General features: G+C 63.9%; 22 protein-coding genes. 11 read left to right on the forward strand and 11 right to left on the reverse strand.

Annotated elements, in window-relative coordinates:
• Positions 1–51 precede the first annotated feature (51 nt).
• Positions 52–1449: an MATE family efflux transporter gene (locus tag VWZ85_RS02435; RefSeq protein ID WP_416546296.1), complete on the forward strand. Its 1398-nt coding sequence runs from the start codon at positions 52–54 to the stop codon at positions 1447–1449.
• A 108-nt stretch (positions 1450–1557) separates the two neighbouring features.
• On the opposite strand, the gene VWZ85_RS02440 is transcribed toward VWZ85_RS02435, so the two are convergent.
• The 3 genes from VWZ85_RS02440 to VWZ85_RS02450 all read right to left on the reverse strand — a co-directional run bounded on the left by VWZ85_RS02440 (position 1558) and on the right by VWZ85_RS02450 (position 4395).
• The gene (locus VWZ85_RS02440) at positions 1558–2424 is read right to left on the reverse strand and encodes a delta-class carbonic anhydrase (protein ID WP_416586961.1); all 867 of its coding nucleotides are present in this window, start codon (positions 2422–2424) and stop codon (positions 1558–1560) included.
• A 331-nt stretch (positions 2425–2755) separates the two neighbouring features.
• Positions 2756–3178 carry a hypothetical protein gene (locus VWZ85_RS02445; RefSeq protein ID WP_340546008.1) on the reverse strand — a complete coding sequence of 141 codons (423 nt, stop codon included), beginning with the start codon at positions 3176–3178 and terminating at the stop codon, positions 2756–2758.
• Positions 3179–3192: 14 nt separating this feature from the next.
• Complete coding sequence (locus tag VWZ85_RS02450) at positions 3193–4395, reverse strand: pyridoxal phosphate-dependent aminotransferase (protein WP_416539018.1); 1203 nt, start codon at positions 4393–4395, stop codon at positions 3193–3195.
• 109 nt (positions 4396–4504) lie between these two features.
• Between VWZ85_RS02450 and VWZ85_RS02455 the strand changes: the two genes are divergently transcribed.
• The 3 genes from VWZ85_RS02455 (at position 4505) to VWZ85_RS02465 (ending at position 5728) form a co-directional block, all read left to right on the forward strand.
• Positions 4505–4900: a helix-turn-helix domain-containing protein gene (locus VWZ85_RS02455; protein ID WP_416535692.1), complete on the forward strand. Its 396-nt coding sequence runs from the start codon at positions 4505–4507 to the stop codon at positions 4898–4900.
• On the forward strand, positions 4897–5157 hold the full coding sequence (locus tag VWZ85_RS02460; protein ID WP_340546005.1) for a succinate dehydrogenase assembly factor 2: 261 nt from the start codon (positions 4897–4899) through the stop codon (positions 5155–5157). The genes VWZ85_RS02455 and VWZ85_RS02460 overlap by 4 nt, the downstream gene beginning before the upstream one ends.
• A 73-nt stretch (positions 5158–5230) precedes the next feature.
• Positions 5231–5728, forward strand: coding sequence for a MarR family winged helix-turn-helix transcriptional regulator (locus tag VWZ85_RS02465; protein ID WP_416555034.1), 498 nt, complete (start codon positions 5231–5233; stop codon positions 5726–5728).
• A 436-nt stretch (positions 5729–6164) separates the two neighbouring features.
• On the opposite strand, the gene VWZ85_RS02470 is transcribed toward VWZ85_RS02465, so the two are convergent.
• The 3 genes from VWZ85_RS02470 to VWZ85_RS02480 form a co-directional block, all read right to left on the reverse strand.
• Positions 6165–6593 carry a VOC family protein gene (locus VWZ85_RS02470; protein ID WP_340546003.1) on the reverse strand — a complete coding sequence of 143 codons (429 nt, stop codon included), beginning with the start codon at positions 6591–6593 and terminating at the stop codon, positions 6165–6167.
• Positions 6594–6709: 116 nt separating this feature from the next.
• A complete protein-coding gene (locus VWZ85_RS02475) occupies positions 6710–8134 on the reverse strand; it encodes a hypothetical protein (protein WP_416586965.1) in 1425 nt (474 codons plus the stop codon).
• 4 nt (positions 8135–8138) lie between these two features.
• Positions 8139–9074, reverse strand: coding sequence for a thymidylate synthase (locus tag VWZ85_RS02480; RefSeq protein ID WP_416586968.1), 936 nt, complete (start codon positions 9072–9074; stop codon positions 8139–8141).
• 385 nt (positions 9075–9459) lie between these two features.
• Here VWZ85_RS02480 and VWZ85_RS02485 point away from each other — a divergent pair, with 385 nt between their 5' ends.
• Complete coding sequence (locus tag VWZ85_RS02485; RefSeq protein ID WP_340546000.1) at positions 9460–10293, forward strand: thymidylate synthase; 834 nt, start codon at positions 9460–9462, stop codon at positions 10291–10293.
• Between the two features lie 12 nt (positions 10294–10305).
• Positions 10306–10782, forward strand: a complete 477-nt coding sequence (locus tag VWZ85_RS02490) for a dihydrofolate reductase (protein ID WP_340545999.1) — start codon at positions 10306–10308, stop codon at positions 10780–10782.
• 61 nt (positions 10783–10843) lie between these two features.
• Here the strand turns inward: VWZ85_RS02490 and VWZ85_RS02495 are convergent, their stop codons facing one another.
• The 4 genes from VWZ85_RS02495 to VWZ85_RS02510 all read right to left on the reverse strand — a co-directional run bounded on the left by VWZ85_RS02495 (position 10844) and on the right by VWZ85_RS02510 (position 14104).
• Complete coding sequence (locus VWZ85_RS02495) at positions 10844–12001, reverse strand: M24 family metallopeptidase (protein WP_416586971.1); 1158 nt, start codon at positions 11999–12001, stop codon at positions 10844–10846.
• Between the two features lie 92 nt (positions 12002–12093).
• The gene (locus tag VWZ85_RS02500) at positions 12094–12888 is read right to left on the reverse strand and encodes an arylmalonate decarboxylase (RefSeq protein WP_416586974.1); all 795 of its coding nucleotides are present in this window, start codon (positions 12886–12888) and stop codon (positions 12094–12096) included.
• A gap of 96 nt (positions 12889–12984) precedes the next feature.
• Positions 12985–13422, reverse strand: coding sequence for a carboxymuconolactone decarboxylase family protein (locus tag VWZ85_RS02505; RefSeq protein ID WP_416586976.1), 438 nt, complete (start codon positions 13420–13422; stop codon positions 12985–12987).
• On the reverse strand, positions 13400–14104 hold the full coding sequence (locus tag VWZ85_RS02510) for a GntR family transcriptional regulator (RefSeq protein ID WP_416539014.1): 705 nt from the start codon (positions 14102–14104) through the stop codon (positions 13400–13402). The genes VWZ85_RS02505 and VWZ85_RS02510 overlap by 23 nt, the downstream gene beginning before the upstream one ends.
• Before the next feature lie 100 nt (positions 14105–14204).
• On the opposite strand from VWZ85_RS02510, the gene VWZ85_RS02515 reads away from it, so the two are divergent.
• The 5 genes from VWZ85_RS02515 to VWZ85_RS02535 are packed head-to-tail and all read left to right on the forward strand — an operon-like array spanning position 14205 to position 19026.
• Positions 14205–14807: an amino acid synthesis family protein gene (locus VWZ85_RS02515; RefSeq protein ID WP_416586978.1), complete on the forward strand. Its 603-nt coding sequence runs from the start codon at positions 14205–14207 to the stop codon at positions 14805–14807.
• A complete protein-coding gene (locus VWZ85_RS02520) occupies positions 14779–15591 on the forward strand; it encodes an alpha/beta fold hydrolase (protein WP_416586981.1) in 813 nt (270 codons plus the stop codon). Before VWZ85_RS02515 ends, VWZ85_RS02520 begins: the two co-directional genes overlap by 29 nt.
• The gene (locus tag VWZ85_RS02525) at positions 15588–16496 is read left to right on the forward strand and encodes a flavin reductase family protein (protein ID WP_340545992.1); all 909 of its coding nucleotides are present in this window, start codon (positions 15588–15590) and stop codon (positions 16494–16496) included. Before VWZ85_RS02520 ends, VWZ85_RS02525 begins: the two co-directional genes overlap by 4 nt.
• Before the next feature lie 14 nt (positions 16497–16510).
• Complete coding sequence (locus tag VWZ85_RS02530; protein ID WP_416586984.1) at positions 16511–17548, forward strand: LLM class flavin-dependent oxidoreductase; 1038 nt, start codon at positions 16511–16513, stop codon at positions 17546–17548.
• A gap of 11 nt (positions 17549–17559) precedes the next feature.
• Entirely contained in the window at positions 17560–19026 is a 1467-nt protein-coding gene (locus VWZ85_RS02535; protein ID WP_416586987.1) for an aldehyde dehydrogenase, read from the forward strand.
• A 68-nt stretch (positions 19027–19094) separates the two neighbouring features.
• On the opposite strand, the gene VWZ85_RS02540 is transcribed toward VWZ85_RS02535, so the two are convergent.
• The gene (locus VWZ85_RS02540; protein WP_340545989.1) at positions 19095–19301 is read right to left on the reverse strand and encodes a cold-shock protein; all 207 of its coding nucleotides are present in this window, start codon (positions 19299–19301) and stop codon (positions 19095–19097) included.
• Positions 19302–19445 lie beyond the last annotated feature (144 nt).

Genomic DNA, 19445 nt, shown 5'->3' on the forward strand with positions numbered 1-19445 from the left:
GGAGCGGAAATGAGGCTTGCCGTCCTGTCGACCCGTGCCTAAGGCTTGCATATGACACAGAGATTGCCCGCGCCCGCCCCGAACACACTCCTTGCCCATAGTCGCGCCATTGCCGTGCTTGGCCTGCCGTTGATTGGCGGGCATGTGGCGCAGTTTGCCATCGGGCTGACCGATACGGTGATGCTGGGCTGGTATGGGGTCGATGAGCTGGCGGCGGTGACGCTGGGCTCGTCCTATTTCTTCTCGATCTTCCTGTTCGGATCCGGCTTTGCCTTTGCTGTGATGCCGATGGTGGCCGCCGCAGCCGGTGCCGGCGAAGAGCGTCAGATCCGGCGTTCTACCCGCATGGGGCTTTGGCTGTCGCTGGTCTACGGGGTGCTGGCGATGCCGCTGTTGTGGTGGTCAGAGGCGATCCTGCTGTTGCTGGGCCAGGAGGAGAAGGTGGCCCATGACGCGGCGGAATACCTGCGGATTGCAGGCTGGGCGCTGTTTCCGGCGCTGCTCTATATGGTTGCGAAATCCTATCTGGCGGCGCTGGAACGGACCCAGATCGTGCTGTGGCTGTCGGTTTTTGGGGCGGTGGTGAACGGGCTGGTGAACTATGCGCTGATCTTTGGCAACTGGGGCGCACCTGAACTGGGGATTGCCGGGGCGGCGCTGGCCTCGCTGGTGACCAATGGCCTGTCCTTTGTGCTGGTGCTGGTCTACGCGCTGAAGGCCTTGCCGGAGCATGAGCTGCTGAAGAATTTCCAGCGTCCGGACTGGGAGATGCTGGGCCGGGTGCTGCGCATGGGGCTGCCGATCGGGCTGACCACGCTGGCCGAGGCCAGCCTGTTTGCGGCCTCGGCGATGATGATGGGCTGGCTGGGCACGGTGCCGCTGGCGGCCCATGGTATCGCGATTTCGCTGGGCGGGCTGACGTTCATGGTGCATCTGGGGCTGTCGAATGCGGCGACCATCCGGGCGGGCAATGCCTATGGCCGTGGCGACCGCGAGCATCTGGCACGCGGCGGCAAGGTGGTGACGCTGATGTCGCTGCTGGTATCGTCGGTGGCGATTGTCCTGTTCCTGACCGTGCCCGGCCCGCTGATGTCGCTGTTTCTGGACAGCGCCGACCCGCAGAAGGCCGAGATCCTGCTGATCGGCGGCGTGCTGCTTGCGGCGGCGGCGCTGTTTCAGCTGATGGATGGTATGCAGGTCATCGCGCTGGGCCTGTTGCGCGGTGTGCAGGACACCGGCGTGCCGATGGTGATTGCGGGGCTCAGCTATTGGGCGGTGGGGATACCGGCCTCTTATCTGCTCGGCTTTACCTTCGGCATGGGCGGGCTTGGCGTCTGGCTGGGGCTGGTGATCGGCCTGTCGGCGGCGGGGCTGTTCCTGATGATCCGGTTCTGGCGCCGCTCGATCAAGCGGGTGGGCGCCCCCTCCGCAACGCTGACCACCGGATAGCGGCACGGAGGCACCTGTCAGCCACGCACCGGAAAGGGGGCGGTATCGCCCCCTTTGGCTCTCTTGCCGGGGCATCACCGCGACCACCGGTAGCCGTGGCGGCGCGGGCTAGTTGCTGATCGGTGCCAGCAGATCGGGGTTGGTCACCAGATTGCGGACGCCATGGGCGTGGGTCTCGTTGAAATAATTATGCTCGAGCCAGGTGCCGACGCTGTGGATATTGACGCGGATCACCTTGGGTCGGACGCTCCAGGTGACCTGAAACGGGGAGCCTGTGGTATTGTACCCCGGACCGGTGGTGGAGCCGGCATAGCTGATCGGGGTGCCGGAATTGGCCGGGATGTTCTGCGCCTGATAGAGGTTGTTTCGGACCGTGAGACGGGTCAGCTCGGTGAAATCGGCGGCGTTTTCGTCATTGACCAGCACATAAACCTGCGCCTCAACCCGCAGCTGCGGGTTCTTGATCGCATCGCTGAGGCAGGCGCCCAGCGTTGGCCCCGGGGTCACCTGCGCGGTGGTGTGGACGTAATGCACCTCGATGGTGTCGCCCGGTTGCAGATCGCCGTGGCCACCCTCGGCGCCGATGGGGCTGTCCAGCGGCGCGAGTTCCGCCTCGCTCAGCGTGCCGTCGTATTGATAGCCGGTGCCATAGCCCTTGCCATCGCCATTGCCCGCGTAGCTGGTGAATTCACCGCCGCGATGTTCTGCGTTTTCATGGAAATGGATATTGCAGAGGTTCATCTCGGTGGCGGGCGGTGCCGCGCTGAAGACGCGCAGGTTCTGCCCCTCGACCATGTCGATGTCGCGCGGCGATTGCGGACCAAATCCGGCCCCGAAGGTGCTCATGGCCAGTGCCGCACGTTGCCGGTCGATTTCGCTGTCCTTGACGGTCTGCGCACTGTCTGCGGCCAGTGCCATACCGCTGGCGAGGGTCAGGGCGCCAAAAGCGGGCATGATCGAAATATATGACGTCATCGGGAATCCTGTTGTGACTGAATGATACTGGTAACAGTGGCGGCAGTGGCGGATCTGCGCAGGACCAGAACAGGGGGCCGGGGTGATCGCGCTACAGTCCGAAACTGCCGCCAATGGTTCCTATAGTGATTGTGTGATAAAAATATTAATCGCCTTATGGTTGCCATTGCAACCCACCCCTCACCGGAGGGCTGGCGGTGGCGTCCAGCGACAGAGGACGTAAGGAGCGGCGGCGCGACACGCATGATGTGCAAGCCGCCAAAGATCCGCGCGTACGCATCGGGTGATGTTCAGATCCGGCGCCACCGATGGCCGGTCATGCCCACGCTAATTAGGAGGGGGCGCTGTCCTTGGCGCCACGGGCCAGATGATCGGCCTTCTTGCGCACCAGCACCGAGCGCAGGTCGTGCATGGCGAGCAGCAGCTGGTCGGTGATCTCCTCCAGCTGCGCGGCGCTGGCCTTGCTTTGTGCCCAATGGGCGGTGCTGTTCAGATGCTCGATGGTGCGGTGAATGTCATCCATCTCGCGCGTGGCCAGCGTCTCGCGGCGCTGATCCATCCAGCTGCGGATCGCGTTCAGATCCTCGGCACTGAGGTCACGGTCGCCATGGGCGCGGATCTCGCCGCTGCGCAGCTTCACCACGGCGATCTGATCCATGTCCAGCCGCCGTTGCCGGTTCTCACTATCGACGCGGAACACAAAGGCTCCGTTGTCGCGCACGCGAAAGTAATAGTCCGGCAGGGAGGCAGCCATGCGAAACGCTCCGTTCAGCGCAGCGCGGCGCAGAAGGCCTGAATGCGGCGGCAGGCCTCGGTCAGGACGTCATCGGCCGCGGCGTAGCTGATGCGGAAGTTCGGCGACAACCCATAGGCGGCGCCATGGACCACGGCCACATTGGCCTCCGCCAGCAGCGCCTTGGCAAAGGCCTCGTCGTCGGTGATCTTGACGCCCCCGGCAGAGGTCCGCCCGATCAGCGCATGGATGGAGGGGTAGACATAGAAGGCCCCATCCGGCACCGGGCAGGCAACGCCTTCGATCTGGCTGAGCATCGAAATCACCAGATCGCGGCGGCGGCGGAACACAGCGGTATTGGGCAGGATGTAATCCTGGGTGCCATTCAGCGCCTCAACCGCAGCCCATTGGCTGATGGTGCAGGGGTTCGATGTGGATTGCGACTGGATCTTGCGCATCGCGTCGATCAGATGCTTGGGACCGGCGGCATAGCCGATCCGCCAGCCGGTCATCGCATAGGCTTTGGAGACGCCATTGCAGGTCAGCGTGCGGTCATAGAGCCGCGGTTCGATCTGCGCCGGTGTACAGAAGGTGAAATCATCGAACACCAGATGCTCATACATGTCATCGGTCATCACCCAGACATGCGGGTGGCGCAGCAGCACCTCGGTCAGCGCCTTCAGCTCCTCCGGGTGGTAGCCGGCCCCGGTCGGGTTCGAGGGTGAGTTGAAGATGAACCATTTGGTCTGCGGCGTGATTGCCTCCTCCAGCTGGGCCGGGGTGATCTTGAACCCGGTGTCCAGCGAGGAGTCGACACAGACCGGCGTGCCACCGGCCAGCCGCACCATATCCGGGTAGGACACCCAATAGGGGGTCGGGATCACCACCTCATCGCCGGGATTGAGCGTTGCCATCAGCGCATTGTAGAGGATCTGCTTGCCGCCGGTGCCAACCGAAACCTGCGCCGGGGTATACTCCAACCCGTTGTCGCGGGCGAATTTATCGCAGACCGCCTGCTTCAGCTCGGGGATGCCGTCGGGGGCGGTGTATTTGGTCTTGCCTGCCTGAATGGCGCGGATCGCGGCGTCCTTGATATTGTCGGGCGTGTCAAAGTCAGGCTCACCGGCGCTCAGGCCGATCACGTCACGGCCGGCTGCACGCAGTTCAGCGGCCAGCGTGGTGACGGCGATCGAGGGTGACGGTTTGACGCGGGAGAGGCTATCGGACAGAAATTGCATGGAAAGACCTCTGTTTGAATGTCATCTAGAACTGTCATAGGGTGCCGCTAACTTCCGATCAAGCGGGATCAGGAGACCGACAAACCGATAGGCCAACAGGAGCGGGCAAATGAGCAACGACGACATGAATTGGTATGGCCCTGACGCGGCAACCTTTGGTGACCGGGTGGCCGCTGCACGCGATGCAGCAGGCATGACCCAGGCGCAGCTGGCCCGTCGGCTGGGCATCAAGAAATCAACCCTGACCGGCTGGGAACAGGATCTGTCGGAACCGCGCGCCAACAAGCTGTCGATGATGGCGGGGCTGCTGAATGTGTCGATGCGCTGGCTGCTGACCGGCGAGGGCGAAGGCATGGAAGCCCCGGCTGGCGAACAGATGCCGCAGGACCTGGCGGCGGTGATGACCGAGCTGCGCCAGCTGCGCGAGGATCTGCGCAGCAATGCTGACCGGGCGGCGCGGCTGGAAAAACGCCTGCGCCTGGTGATGGAAGGCAGCGCACAATGAGCGAACTGCCTGCCCACCGGCTGAAGCGGTTGCAGATGCGCTCGATGCGGCGCGGAATCAAGGAGATGGATATTCTTCTTTCCGCCTATGCCGAGCGGACACTGGCCACGATGGGCCCGGCGGATCTCGATCTCTACGACCTGCTTTTGCAGGAGAATGATCAGGATCTGTACCAGTGGGTGACGGGGCAGGTGGCGGCGCCGGATCGGTTCTCGGCGCTGATCGACGACATAGCGCAAACCCATCAAAAAGAATAAAATTTCAGCTTAACGGATTTTTCGGGAATTTTCCGCATTGTTGCTCTCAGACACCATCGAGTCGGAGATGCGGATGAGTATGGAAATGCCAATCGGCCAGCAGGACACCAAAGGGTTCATGACTGGCTACCTTGAGGCGCTCGCAATGGTTGAGCGTCTTCACCGTCTGCTGCTGGACGTCATCAAGGACGAGTTTGAGCGTGTCGGCGTGCTGGAGATCAATGCGGTTCAGGCACTGCTGCTGTTCAATATCGGCAACAATGAGGTCACGGCGGGCGAATTGAAATCACGCGGCTACTATCAGGGCAGCAATGTCAGTTACAACCTGAAGAAACTGGTCGAGATGGGCTATATGCACCACCAGCGTTGCGAGATTGATCGCCGTTCGGTCCGGGTGCGCCTGACCGAGCGCGGTCGCGAGATTCGTGATATTGTTGCGGCGCTGTTCTCGCGCCACGCAGAAGGCCTGGAAGGCAAAGCTGTGATCAGCAGCGAGGGCATCGCGGATATCACAGCCTCGCTGAAGCGGGTGGAGCGTTACTGGTCCGACCAGATCCGCTACATCTATTGAGCCGGGTTTTGCACGCCTGAAACGGGGCGTGTTCCATCGGTCGCAACGCATATCCCTCTCGGCAGAACGCCGACTATCACCGATATGCCTGACCCTTTTGATTTGCTGCGCGGCAGCTGATCTGACCAAGCCATACCGACGCTGACCGGGCAGAAGGCCGGGAGCGGAGCGGATCCGGGGACCAGAAGGCCCATCAGGCTTGGACCATCTTTTCGGACAGCAGCATGGCTGACACACCACCGGGGCAACCGGCTGGTGCAATTTTGCGTGCCCTGCGGGTTGGCATGCCCTGATGGTGCGGCTGGGACGGGATGGTGCGGTTGGGCGGCCTGCGCGCAGGGCGGCACAGATATGCCGCAGAGGTCAAGCGCCGCGCCGTCAGGCGCCGGGAGGACAGGGCGCGCGATGATGGTGCTGCCCTCCTGGCGGTTGCGGCTTACCAGCTGCCGGTGTTTTCCATGCTGGCCCAGGGTTCTGCCGGGTCCAGCGCGTCGCCGTTTTGCAGCAGTTCGATCGAGATATTATCGGGCGAGCGGACAAAGGCCATGTGGCCGTCGCGCGGCGGGCGGTTGATGGTGACACCATTGTCCATCAGATGCTGGCAGGTGGCGTAAATATCATCCACACCATAGGCCAGATGGCCGAAATGGCGGCTGTCGCTGGGCAGGCCATCATCGCCGTCCCAGTTATAGGTCAGCTCGATCGGGGTTTCTTCCTGCCCTTCGGCGGCCATGAAGATCAGCGAGAAGCGGCCTTTTTCGCTGTCGTAGCGTCGGGTCTCCTTGAGACCCAGCAGCTGGTAGAAGGCCATGGATGTCTCCAGGTCTTTGACGCGAACCATAGTGTGCAGATATTTCAGCGGCATCGGTGTGTTCCTCATGTCAGGACGGCTGGCCCAGGGGCGCGGCCTCGTGTCAGATATCTCAGGCCCCTGACCATAATGCGTCCGGAGCCGTTGACCAGAGCGATTGCGGGACCCGCTTAGAATTTGGACTGAACACCCAGCGAGAGCGATAGCTCGCGCGACTGGAAACGGCTGTGATTGCTGTCTTTTTTGCCCGCGCGCAGGCGCAGCGTCGGGGCAAATCCGGCATAGTCGTAGTCCTCGAAGAAGAGGTTTACATCGGCATAATAGGACCGGTCTTCGCGGCCATCGGCCAGATAGCGGGCGGGGAGGCCTGCGATGAACTGCGGGTAGTCGGATTGGCCAAGGATCAGTCCGGTGCTGATTTTGGCTGGCCCCAGCGGTTTGGCGAAGTGATAGCCGAGCCGCAGCGTGGCGCTGCGGCTGGAGGTGTTCACATGGCCCGATCTGCTGTCGCGCAGCGCAAGGCTGACGTCGATCTGATCGCCATTTTGCAGCCCGCGATTGACGCGGAGGCCCAGGCCGAACACCTCGCCATCCTGCGAGGGGCCGCGCGGGTCGAGCCGCTGTTCTGCCATGCCATCCAGTGTCAGTCCGGTGCGCGCCGACAGCTGCCAGCTGCGCCGGGCGGTCAGTTTGACCAGATCATAGCTTTTGTCGCTGCCATACCAGGCGGTCCCAAAGCTGAGCCCGAGGGCGGCGGAGCCTTTGCGTTCGGGCGGGCCAGCGGCAAAGGCATGGGTCAGGGTGATCTCGCCGTAGGTCGATCCGAATTCGCTGTTGCGCGGCACCGTGGTGCCGGACTGCTGGGCGAGGGGGGCGGCCTTGGCCTTGGCGGCTGACGACAGTGCCACCCGCTGGACATAGCCGCGCGCGCTCAGCGTGGTGAGGCTGCTGCGGCTTTCCCGCAGGCGGTAGCCGATCGCGGCATCGAGCACGGCAACGGTCCCCTCCAGTGCCACCGACCGGGGACCAAACCGGCCCAGTGTCGGCACGCCGTCGATCACTTCCAGCGTGTTGTCGGCGCCGTTGTTGACGTTGTTTGAGGGCTTCAGCTCGCCGCGCAGCTGGAAGGACCAGGGGTTGATCCGCCGCAGGACCTTATAGTCGGCGGCGATGCGTGTTTCGCTGATCTCATCGGGGGCGTGAATGGCGGTGCGGCGCAGCCAGACCTGCGCCAGCGTCGGCCGGGCGTCCTGCACCGCCAGCCGTGCGGCCAGCTGGGCTGCGCGGAATTTGCCTGCGCTGTCAGGGGCAAAGCGATAGGCGCGCGCCGCAGAGCGGCGCCCGGCGCCGGGCGATTTCAGCTGCGCCTGCGCGGCGGCCCGCAGGTACCAGGCCAGGTGATCGCGCCGGTCGGCCCGCAAGAGGGCGCGGGTCAGGTCCAGCGTCAGCTCCGGTTTGCCGGTGCCAAGGGAATGCGCCGCCAGCAGGCGGCCCTGTTCCAGGCTGAGATGTTGTTCGGGGGTCGGCTCGGTCGCCGTTGCCGGCGCTGCGTGCAGCAGCGCCAGCGTCAGGGCTGCGGCCAGACAGCGCCGCATGAGATCAGGGTACCGGCTGATCGCAGACGGCCGAACTTTCTGCGGTGCCGCATTGGCCCAGAACAAAGATCCCGTATTCCTCGATGCCGTCGATATTCTCGACGTGGTTCTGGGCAAAGACGGACCCGGCAACCGATGTGGCATCGGTCCCGGCGAAGATGCCGCCATAGGTGCCGACATTGGTGCGGGTGCCGTTGACCACCTGCGAGGCGGTGCCGGTAAAGGTGCCATTGGCGGCAATATCGGTGGGCGCGAGGTCGAGTGTCACCAGCGTCTGTGGGGTGCCGCCCGCTGTGGTCGGCTCAATCTGGCGGTTGTAGATGGTGCCATTGACGACATTGTCGCGGAAATCGGCATTGACGAAGGCATCGCCGGTGACCTCGGCCGACTGGGCCGGGCGAATGTCAGCCGGAGTGCCGGGGGCGACGGGCAGCAGATCGCCGCCATCGCCTGCGATGTTCATCAGGCCCACATAGGTGCCAGCATAGCTCACCACACCTCCGGAGGCGACGTCTTCGGTCGGGGCGGAATAGCCGCCGCGACGGCCAAAGCTGGTGCCGGCAAAATAATAGGAGAACTGACCGCCGGTGGCGACGGCCACTGCAAAGCCGCCGTTTTCGATTTCACGGACATAGGCGGTGACATGACGGTCAAGCGAGCTGTCCTGCGCGGTATAGGCCTGATAGCCCTCGCGGTCGAGCGCCGGGCGGCGGCGGTAGTTGGCGGAAAACGGTGTGTCGTCAAGGCTGAGACCGCTGATCACCAATGTGCCCGCAGCGGCGTCATAGGCGACGCTATCAACGTCAGATGCCAGCACTTCGGGGACAATCGGATCGGTGGTGCCACCATCGGTATCATCCCCCGTGTCAAAGGGGTTGGTGCCCCCGCCACATGCCGACAGCAGCGTTGCTGCCGCAAGTCCAAGCATTGCCCGCTTCATATGAACTGACCTCAAATTTTCTTTGTTTGCGGCAGTGTCTTGTCATGGTTGCGGAAAGTCAATTGAATTGCCGCGCCGCCTGGGCTGTCCGCAGCCGACCGTGGCGCATCGGTGACCTTTTTGTTGCGGGGTGCGCGGGGCAGGGCAAGCCGCTAGGGTGTGGATCAGCTGCGCCACTTTGGGGGCAGATGTCCGAGTGGATATCGGGCAGGTGTCTGGGCGGCTGTCTGGCCGACTGTCTGGGCAGGTGTCTGGGTGCGGGGCGCCCTGCGGCTGCGGCTTACACACTCTTGAGATCGGGGGCGGCGGCAGGCTAGACAGAGGAGAAAACCTGCGGGCGCGCTCTGCGCCCCGACGGCAGGCAGATCACGAGGGAGAGATCGCAATGCGCCAGTACCATGAGGCCCTGCAGTATATTCTGGAACACGGCGAGGCCAGCAGTGACCGCACCGGCACCGGGACCATCTCCTGTTTCGGGATGCAGACCCGCTATCCGCTGGCCGATGGATTCCCGCTGGTGACCACCAAGAAGCTGCATCTGCGTTCCATCATCCACGAGCTTCTGTGGTTCCTGTCCGGCGACACCAATATCGGCTACCTGAAGGACAATGGCGTGTCGATCTGGGACGAATGGGCGGATGAGAACGGCGACCTCGGGCCGGTCTATGGCCATCAGTGGCGGCATTTTCCACGGCTTGAGCTGGTCCCCGGCACCAGCGGCGATGAGCCGCTTTATCGGGCGGGCACGGTCGATCAGATTGCGCAGCTGGTGGAGATGATCCGCAAAAGCCCCGACAGCCGCCGCCTGATTGTCACCGCCTGGAACCCCGGCGACGTGCCTGATATGGCGCTGCCGCCCTGCCATACCCTGTGGCAGGTGCGGGTGCAGGGGCGGCGGATGCACCTGCAGCTCTACCAGCGGTCGGCAGACATGTTCCTCGGCGTGCCGTTCAACATCGCCTCTTATGCGCTGCTGCTGAAGATGCTGGCGCATGTGACCGGCTATGAGGCGGGGGATTTCATCCATACCATCGGTGATGCCCATATCTATTCCAACCATATGGATCAGGTGACCCTGCAATTGTCGCGTACGCCGCAGCCGCTGCCGGAGCTGCGCATCACGCGCGACGTGCCCTCCATTTTTGACTTCAAATATGACGATTTCGAAGTGCTGAATTACACCCCCGATCCGGGCATCAAAGCTCCGGTTGCGGTTTGAGAGAGGACTGAAATGATCACGCTTATTGTTGCCCGCGACCAGAATGGCGCCATTGGCAAGGACAATACGATCCCCTGGCAGGCGCCGGAGGATCTGAAGTCTTTTCAGCGCGAAACGCTGGGCGGGGCTTTGATCATGGGGCGCAATACCTGGGACAGCCTGCCGGTGAAGCCGTTGAAGAACCGGCTTAATCTGGTGGTGTCCTCAAACCCGGATGCCGCCGATCTGGTCTGCCCCAGCATCGAGGCCGCCCTGGCGGAGGCGCGCGCGCAGGGCTATCACCGGATTTACGGCATTGGCGGCGCGCGGATCTACGAAGGTCTGATGGAGATCGCTGACCGGATGCTGATCACCGAGGTCGAGACCGAGGTCGAGGACGCCGATACCTATTTCCCGCCGTTCCGGGCCGGGCAGTGGGGGATCGCCAGCCAGACCCAGATCCGCAGCGAGGCACCGGCCTGCGTGGTGGTGGAGTACATGCGCCGCTAGGTTTGTGCCGCGCGCCGGTCTGTCACCGCCCAGATCACCGGCAGCTCAGATCACCGGCAGCTCAGATCACCGGCAGCTCTGGCGCCGCACGGGTGCTGAGCAGGCGGCCCCCCTGCGGCGTCACCACGATGTTTTCCTCATGGACCATCATCAGCCCGTCGCCATAGGACAGCGATGGCTCCAGCGTCAGGACCATGTTCTCTTGCAGCTCGGTGGTGTCAAAGGCGGCGTGTGAGGGCTGTTCGGTCAGCTGTAACCCCAGCCCGTGACCCAGACGGCCAATGTCGCCGCCGCTGTCGTCCATCTCTGCAATCACCGCAGACATCGCCTGAAACAGATCGCGGCAGCTGTTGCCGGGGCGGGCGGCGGCGAGCCCGGCCTCCGTCGCGCGCCACAGCACATCATAGGCGCGGCGCGCAGGGTCATCAGCATGGCCAATTGCCCAGTTGCGGTCGAAATCGCAGTAATAGCCGTCCAGCACCATGCCGCTGTCCAGCATCAGGATATCCCCCGCCGCCAGCGGTGTGGCATCGGGCGGCGAGATCACATCGGCATAGCCGCCCTGCGCGCTGGCCCCGACCACATAGGGCGCGCCATCGGCCCCCTGCGCCAGCGCCTCGCGGCGAAAGGCGCGGAACACCTCGTCCAGCGGAACATCTTCGCGGGCGAACTCCGGCACCGCGGCAAAGGTCGCAGAGCCAATGGCGCAGATCCGGGCGAGCTTGTCGATTTCCGCCGGGGATTTCACCATCCTCAGCCCCTGCACCAGCCCGGTTGCGTCGGCAATGCGAAGGTCGGGCAGGGCGTCCATCAGCCGTTCCCAGTCGCCCAGCGGCATCCGCAGATGGGTCTCATGTCCCTTCATCACGCCAAGCGTCTTCAGCGGCGACAGCGCCTCGACCAGCAGGCTGATGCCGTCATCTTCGGGCGCGGGCGCCGACCAGCAGCGAATATCGTCAAGCCAGCTGCGCCGCATCAGGCTGGCGCCGATTTCGGGAATGATGGCAATCGGTTTGCCGCTGGCGGGGATCAGCACAAACCACGGGCGCGTCGGGCTTTGCCAGAACAGCGTCTGAAAACCGGTGAAATACTGCACGTCGGGTTCGGTCATCAAGAGCAGCGCGTCGAAACCGGCGTCGGCCATGCGGGCCTGTGCCCGCCTGGTACGGGCGGCGTATTCTGTTTCGGGAAATCCGCGCATCGCGAGAGGTGCTGTCATGGTGATCTTCTTTGCAGGTGGACCGCCCGTCGGGCGTTAAGGGCTCAGAAACCGGCACCGGGAGGGCACCGGCCGGGGGCAGAGTGTCGGGGTCAGAGGGTTGGCGTCAGCGCGTGGCCGGGATGTTGGAAAATCTGCCCAAACCCCTGCAACTGATCGGTGATTCCGGCCCGGCGCAGGCAGGACCACATCAGCGCCTGATTGGACGTGATCACCGGCTTGCCTGCGGCCTGTTCGATCTCATCCACCACCTCAAGCGCGCGAATGCCGCTACAGGAGAGAAATATCGCATCGGCCTCCGGCTGATCAATCTCCAGCGCAAATTCCTTCCAGTAGGAGGGTTCGACCCGGCCGAATTCCAGACCGGTTTCCAGCCGCAGCCCCTGAATGTCGAGGATATCAAACCCGGCCGCCAGCAGATATTCCGCCTCGGCGGTGTTGATATCGTCAAGATAGGGCGTGCCGACCACGATCTGCTTGGCGCCGACTTCGCGCAGCGCGTCCATGACGCCGGTAACAATGGTCATCGGCTGCGTCTGCGGCGCGCCCTTGCGGATTTCGCGAAAGACGTTCTCTTCCCGGCAGACAATCGAGCCGGAGGTGCAGCAATAGGCGATGACCTCAGGGTTCATATCCGGTTGCAGCCGGCCGGCCGCCTCGGCCATGTGGTCGATGTGCCGCGCCAAGGTCTCGTTGGTGGTGTAGTCATCGGTCCTGAGCCGGGTGATATGCACGCCGACCCCTTCGGGGGCCATGGCAAAGAGGTCGGTTTCGCAGGCCAGATCGGTGGACATCAGGATAAAGCCGAGACTGGCGCGATGGGCGGTGCCCTTGCCCATCAGCGGGGTGCGGGGGCTGGACTGAACGGTTTGACCGGATTGAAACATCTGAGAAGGTACCTCGCTGTCGGCTCTTGGCCTGTTGACGTTGCGCTGTGAGGAAGGGGGGAGGACTGGCCTCTGCGGGCCGGTGCGGCTGCGGCGTCAGCCCGCGTCTGTCTGGTCCAGAACCGTCCGGGCGGCGCGGAAACACTCCAGCCCCTGCGGAACGCCGCAATAGATCGCAACCGCGTGGATAATCGCGCGGATCTCTTCGCGGCTGACACCGTTGTTCACCGCCCCCCGGCAATGCAGCTCCCATTCGTGCATCTTGCCAAGCGCGCCGATCATGGCAAGATTCATCATCGACCGGGTCTTGGCATCTATCGTGTCATCGCCCCAGCCAAAGCCCCAGCACCATGCGGTCATCGCCTCCTGAAAGGGGCGGGTGAACTCATCCGCGGCGGCGAGGTTCTTTTCCACATATTCCGCGCCAAGGGTGGCCTTGCGCTGCTCCAGACCCTTCAGGAACAGATCCTCGTCAAAGGTGCTGGTCCGGTGGGCTATGGCGCCGGGTGTGTCAGGTGTCGTTGGACGGCTCATCTGCTGGCTCCTTCAGGAAGCGTTCGGCCGTGCGGGCAGCATCGGCGATATGGGTCTCAACCGCCCGGCGCGCGGCCTCAGGGTTGCGGCTGAGAATGGCATCGTGAATGGCGGTCATATGGCTCATGCCGGAGGTTTCGCGGTCCTTTGCCGCGATGGTAAGGGCGCGCAACCGGCTGATCCGACCGTTCAGCCGCTGCACGATATCCCAGGCAATCGTATGGCCGGCCTCAAGGAATATGAGCTGGTAAAAGCCGGTGGTGGCGCGCAGCAGATGGCCCCATTCGGTGTCACTCATCGACGCCTCGACCTCGGCAAGCGCGCGGCTGAGGTCGGCGGCAAACTCCGGCCGCTGCACCTCGGCGCTGGCCGCTGCCGCTGCCGCTTCCAGCTGGCGGCGCACATCGTAGATCTGCCGCGCCTGATCCCAGGTCAGGCGGGCCACGACCGGGCCGCGATTGGGGATGATCTCGACCAGCCCTTCAGCCTCAAGATAGCGGATCGTCTCGCGGATCACGGTGCGACTCACACCCAGCTGATCGCAGAGCGGGCGTTCCACCAGCCGCTCCCCGGGGGCGAAATGGCCGTCGATGATCGCCTCCCGCATCCGTTCCTGCACGATATCGCGCAGGGTTTGCGGGGCTTTTTCGATTTTGCGGAGCGTTGTCTGGCTGGGTTCCATGGGATTTCCATAGCAGCGCGTCTGGGCTGCGGCAAGTATGATTGACATATCGTATAATGGTATACCATGATACCGCAGAGCTGCCGATCAGGAGATTCCCATGCCCGCCATCATCCGCAAAACCCTGCTTCACGTCGAAAAGACCCTGATCGAAGGCGGCAAGGCGGCGCCGGTGCCGCTGACGCTGATTGCCGCCATGGCCGTTATTCGCAATCCTTGGGCAGGGCAGGGGTTTGTCGAGGATCTGACGCCGCAGATCCGGGACTGCGCACCCGGTCTGGGCACGCTGCTGACCGGGATGATTCTGGAGGCCGCAGGCGGTGGTGACCGGGTCGAGGGCTATGGCAAATCCGCGATCGTCGGGATGAACGGCGAGGTGGAACATGCCTCCGCCCTGATCCACACACTGCAATTCGGCAATCCCTACCGCAGCGCTGTGGGGGCCAAATCCTACCTGTCATTCTGCAATACGCGCGGGCCTGCCAATGCGCCGCTGATGATCCCGCTGATGGATAAATGCGATGGCGGCAGACGGTCGCATTACCTCACCATCCAGACCTCCGTCGCCGATGCGCCCGGTGCCGATGAGGTGCTGATCGCGCTTGGCGCGTCGATCGGCGGGCGGCCGCATCACCGGATCGGCGACCGCTATCAGGATCTGAAAGAGCTTGGCAATGATGTCGACAACCCTGCAGCTGTCTGAGCCCACCCGCAGCGTCGCGCTGCGCGACTGCGGGCAGGGGCCTGCGCTGGTGCTCCTGCACGGTGTCGGAATGCAATCGGCAGCCTGGGGACCGCAGATTGAGGATCTGAGCCGGACCCATAGGGTGATTGCGCCGGATCTGCCGGGGCATGGCGGCAGCGCGCCGCTGCCTGCGGACAGCGAACTGCCGGATTTCGTGGCCTGGCTCAGGGATGTGCTGCGGGCGCTGGACCTCGGCCCGGTCAGCCTGGCGGGCCATTCGATGGGCGCGCTGATCGCGGCCGGTTTCGCAGTGAGCCACCCGACGCTGACCACACGGGTGGCGCTGTTGAACGGCGTCTTCTGCCGTGATCCGGCGGCGCGGGCGGCCGTTCAGTCCCGCGCCGCTGAGATCGCTGCGGGTCGCTGCGATCTGGACACGCCGCTGGCCCGCTGGTTCGGCGACAGCCCGACCGATATCGACGCCCGTGACCGGGTTGCGGGCTGGCTGAAATCGGTTGATCCCGCAGGCTATGCCACCGCCTATGCGGCTTTTGCGCGGGGCGATGCGACTTATGCCGGACGGCTGGCCGAGATTGCCTGTCCATTTCTGGCCATCACCGGCGATGGCGATCCCAATTCCACGCCCGAGATGTCGCAGGCCATGGCGCTGCGGGTGCGCCGGGGGCGCGCGGTGACCATCACCGGGCACCGCCATATGGTGAACCTGACCGCGCCGGATCTGGTCACCGCCGAACTGCGCGACTGGCTTGCCACGCCCACCCTTGAGGAGGATCCGTCATGACACCCCTTGATCCACGCGCCCTGCGTCAGGCCTTTGGCAGCTTCATGACCGGGGTGACGGTGGTCACCTCCCATGATGCCGGGGGTCGGCCCATCGGGTTCACCGCAAATTCCTTTACCTCCGTTTCGCTGGATCCGCCGCTGCTGCTGGTCTGTCTGGCCAATAGTTCGCGCAACTACGACGCGCTGGTCGGCGGCGAGGGGTTTGCCGTCAATGTGCTGGCGGAGACGCAGATCGAGATTTCCAATACCTTTGCCCGCCCGGCTGAGGACCGGTTTGCGGGCATCAGCTGGCACCGGGGGCCTGCGGGCTCGCCGCTGATCGACGGGGTGTCGGCCTGGTTCGATTGCAGCCTGCACAAGACGGTTGAGGCGGGCGATCATGTGATCCTGATCGGCGAGGTCCGCGCCTTTGGCACCGGCACCAGCCCCGGGCTTGGCTATGCGCGCGGTGCCTATGTGACGCCTGCAATGACCGCAGAGGCGGCGGTGGCCGGTCCAGATCTGGTGATCTCGGCCCTGATCGAGCGCGACGGCGCGGTGCTGCTGGTCGATGACGGATACGGCGGATCTACGTTGCCGGAGGCCTTGGTCGATGCCGAAGGCGCTGCCGCAACCATGCGCCGACTGATCGCCGAAACAGGGCTGAGCGGCGAGCCGGGCTTTGTCTATTCGATCTATGAGGACGTTGCCCGCAAACGCCAGCATATCGCCTTTCTGTGCCATGGCGCCACCGGCACCCCGTCGCGCGGGGTCTTTGTGCCGCTGGACAGCAGCGCGCTGGACGATGTCAGCGATCCGGCGATCCTTGCCATGCTGGACCGTTTCACCCGCGAGGCGGCTCTCGGCGATTTCGGCATCTATTCAGGCAATCAACGCAGCGGCGAAATCCGCCAGATCGCATAACGGCAGGTGGCATCATGCGCTTTTCTCTTTTTGTCCATATGGAACGCACGTCGGCGGAGCAGGACCAGCGGGATCTCTACGATGATTTCGTCACCCTGGCCAAAATCGCCGATCAGGGCGGGATGCACGCGGTCTGGACCGGGGAGCATCACGGAATGGATTTCACCATCGCGCCGAACCCTTTCCTGAACCTTGTCGATCTGGCGCGCCAGACCCGCAACGTGCGGCTTGGCACCGGCACCATCATCGCGCCGTTCTGGCATCCGATCCGCCTTGCAGGGGAGGCGGCGATGACCGATATGATCTTGGACGGGCGGCTGGAGCTCGGCATTGCGCGCGGCGCCTATAGCTACGAATACGAACGGATGGTGCCGGGCATGGATGCCTGGGATGCAGGCCAGCGGATGCGCGCGCTGATCCCGGCGCTGCGGGGACTGTGGCAGGGCGATTACGCGCAGGAGGGGGCCTATCATTCCTTTCCGGCCACCACCTCCTCGCCCAAACCGCTGCAACCGGGCGGCCCGCCGATCTGGGTCGCCGCCCGCGATCCCAACAGCCATGAATTTGCCGTTGCCAATGGCTGCCATGTGCAGGTGACACCGCTGTGGCAGGGGGATGAGGAAATCACCCGGCTGATGGAGACCTTCAAGGCCGCCTGCGCCAAATTCCCGGATATGCCGCGCCCGGCTATCATGCTGTTGAACCACACCTATATTGCCGCCGATGCCGCCGACGCCCAGCAGGCAGCGGAGGAGATCAACCGGTTTTACTGCTACTTCGGCGCCTGGTTCAAAAACGAACGGCCCGTGTCGCAGGGGCTGATCGCGCCGTTGAGCGAGGCGGAGATTGCCGCCCATCCGTTCTATTCGCCCGAGGCGATGCTGCGTGATAATGTGATCGCCACCGCCGAAGATGCGATTGCGCGGATCAAAGGTTATGAGGCGCTGGGGTACGATGAATATAGTTTCTGGATCGACAGCGGCATGAGTTCTGAGCGCAAGCGCGCCTCGCTTGAACGGTTCATTCGCGACGTCATGCCGGCCTTTGCCTGAAGGGGATCACCATGCAGCAGTTCCAGCAGTATATCGGCGGGGTGTTCTCGGATGGCTCCGCCCGTTTCGAGAGCCGCGATCCGGCAACCGGCGAGGTCTGGGCGATGATGCCAGAGGCCCGCGCGGCGGATGTGGAGGCGGCCGTGGCAGCGGCCCGTGCCGCGTTCCACGCACCGGACTGGGCGGGCATCACCGCCACCGCGCGTGGCAGGCTGCTTTACCGGCTGGCGGATCTGATTGCCGAAAACGCCGAGACCCTGGCCCGGATCGAGACCCGCGATACCGGCAAGATCATTCGCGAAACCTCGGCCCAGATCGCCTATGTGGCTGAGTATTACCGCTACTACGCGGGCCTCGCCGACAAGATCGAAGGCGCCCATCTGCCGATCGACAAACCGGATATGGAAGTCTGGCTGCGCCGCGAGCCGCTTGGGGTGGTGGCGGCGGTGGTGCCGTGGAATTCGCAGCTGTTTCTGGCCGCGGTGAAGATCGGCCCGGCGCTGGCGGCGGGCTGTACCGTGGTGCTGAAGGCATCGGAGGAAGCCCCGGCGCCGATGCTGGAATTCGCCCGCATCTTTGATCAGGCTGGTTTTCCGCCGGGGGTGCTCAATGTGATCACCGGCTTTGGCGCCGACTGTGGCGCGGTGCTGACGGCCCATGCCGGGATTGACCACGTGGCCTTTACCGGCGGGCCGGAGACCGCGCGCCAGGTGGTGCGCAACTCGGCTGAGAACCTTGCCTCCACCTCGCTGGAGCTGGGCGGCAAATCGCCCTTCATCGTATTTGAGGACGCCGATATCGACAGTGCGGTGAATGCGCAGGTCGCCGGGATCTTTGCCGCCACCGGGCAGAGCTGCGTTGCGGGCTCCCGGCTGATCATCTCAAACCGGATCAAGGCGGATTTTCTGCGCCGTCTGACGGAAAAGGCCGAAAGCGCCCGGATCGGTGCACCGGACGCGCCGCAGACCGAGATCGGCCCGCTCTGCACCGGCGCGCAGATGCGCCGGGCGGAGGATTTGCTGGCGGCCTCGGTTGCGGCGGGCGCGCGGATCGTGACTGGCGGGCAGCCGTTGCCGCGGGCCGGTCATTTCTTTCCGCCAACCATCGTGGATTGCAGCAACGCGCCGCAGGCGCCCTGTCTGAGCGAGGAATTCTTTGGCCCGGTCCTGTCGGTGTGCGGTTTTGACACCGAGGCCGAGGCGCTGGCGCTGGCCAATGACACCGCCTTTGGTCTTGCTTCCGGGGTGTTTACCCGCGACCTGACCCGTGCCCATCGCATGATCCGCGGCATTCGTGTCGGCATTGTCTGGGTCAATACCTATCGCGCGGTCAGCCCCATCGCTCCCTTTGGCGGGCACGGGCTATCCGGCCATGGCCGCGAGGGCGGGCTACAGGCGGCGCTGGATTACACAAGGGTAAAGACGGTCTGGCTGCGCACCAGCGACGATCCGATCCCGGATCCCTTTGTGATGCGCTAGGTGATGCGCTGGGGCAGGCGACGGAGTGGCTGCGCGCAAGGGGGAACCCCGGCGCAGCCGGAGTGTGGTCACAGTGGGCGGATGTCGCTGGCCATCTGGCGACCGTCACGCCCTTCGGTCATTTCAAAATCGACTTTCTGATTATCTGTCAGCCCGGTCAGCCCGGATCGCTCAACCTGAGAGATGTGCACAAACACATCCTTGCCGCCGCCTTCAGGCTCGATAAAGCCATAGCCCTTGGTTGTATTGAACCATTTCACGGTGCCACTCGCCATGTTCCCGTGTCTCCTTCCTGCTAGTGAGCCGCCCTGAATACACGATAATTTCGCGGCGCAGAGCGGGGTGATCGGTTTTGCCGCAGTGCGCAGACAAAACAGGCCGGGGAAGTTGTCCCAACCCGGTTTCAACTTTTGCACGGA

This window comes from Phaeobacter sp. JH20_29 (assembly GCF_048056175.1).
Lineage (GTDB): Bacteria > Pseudomonadota > Alphaproteobacteria > Rhodobacterales > Rhodobacteraceae > Phaeobacter > Phaeobacter bryozoorum.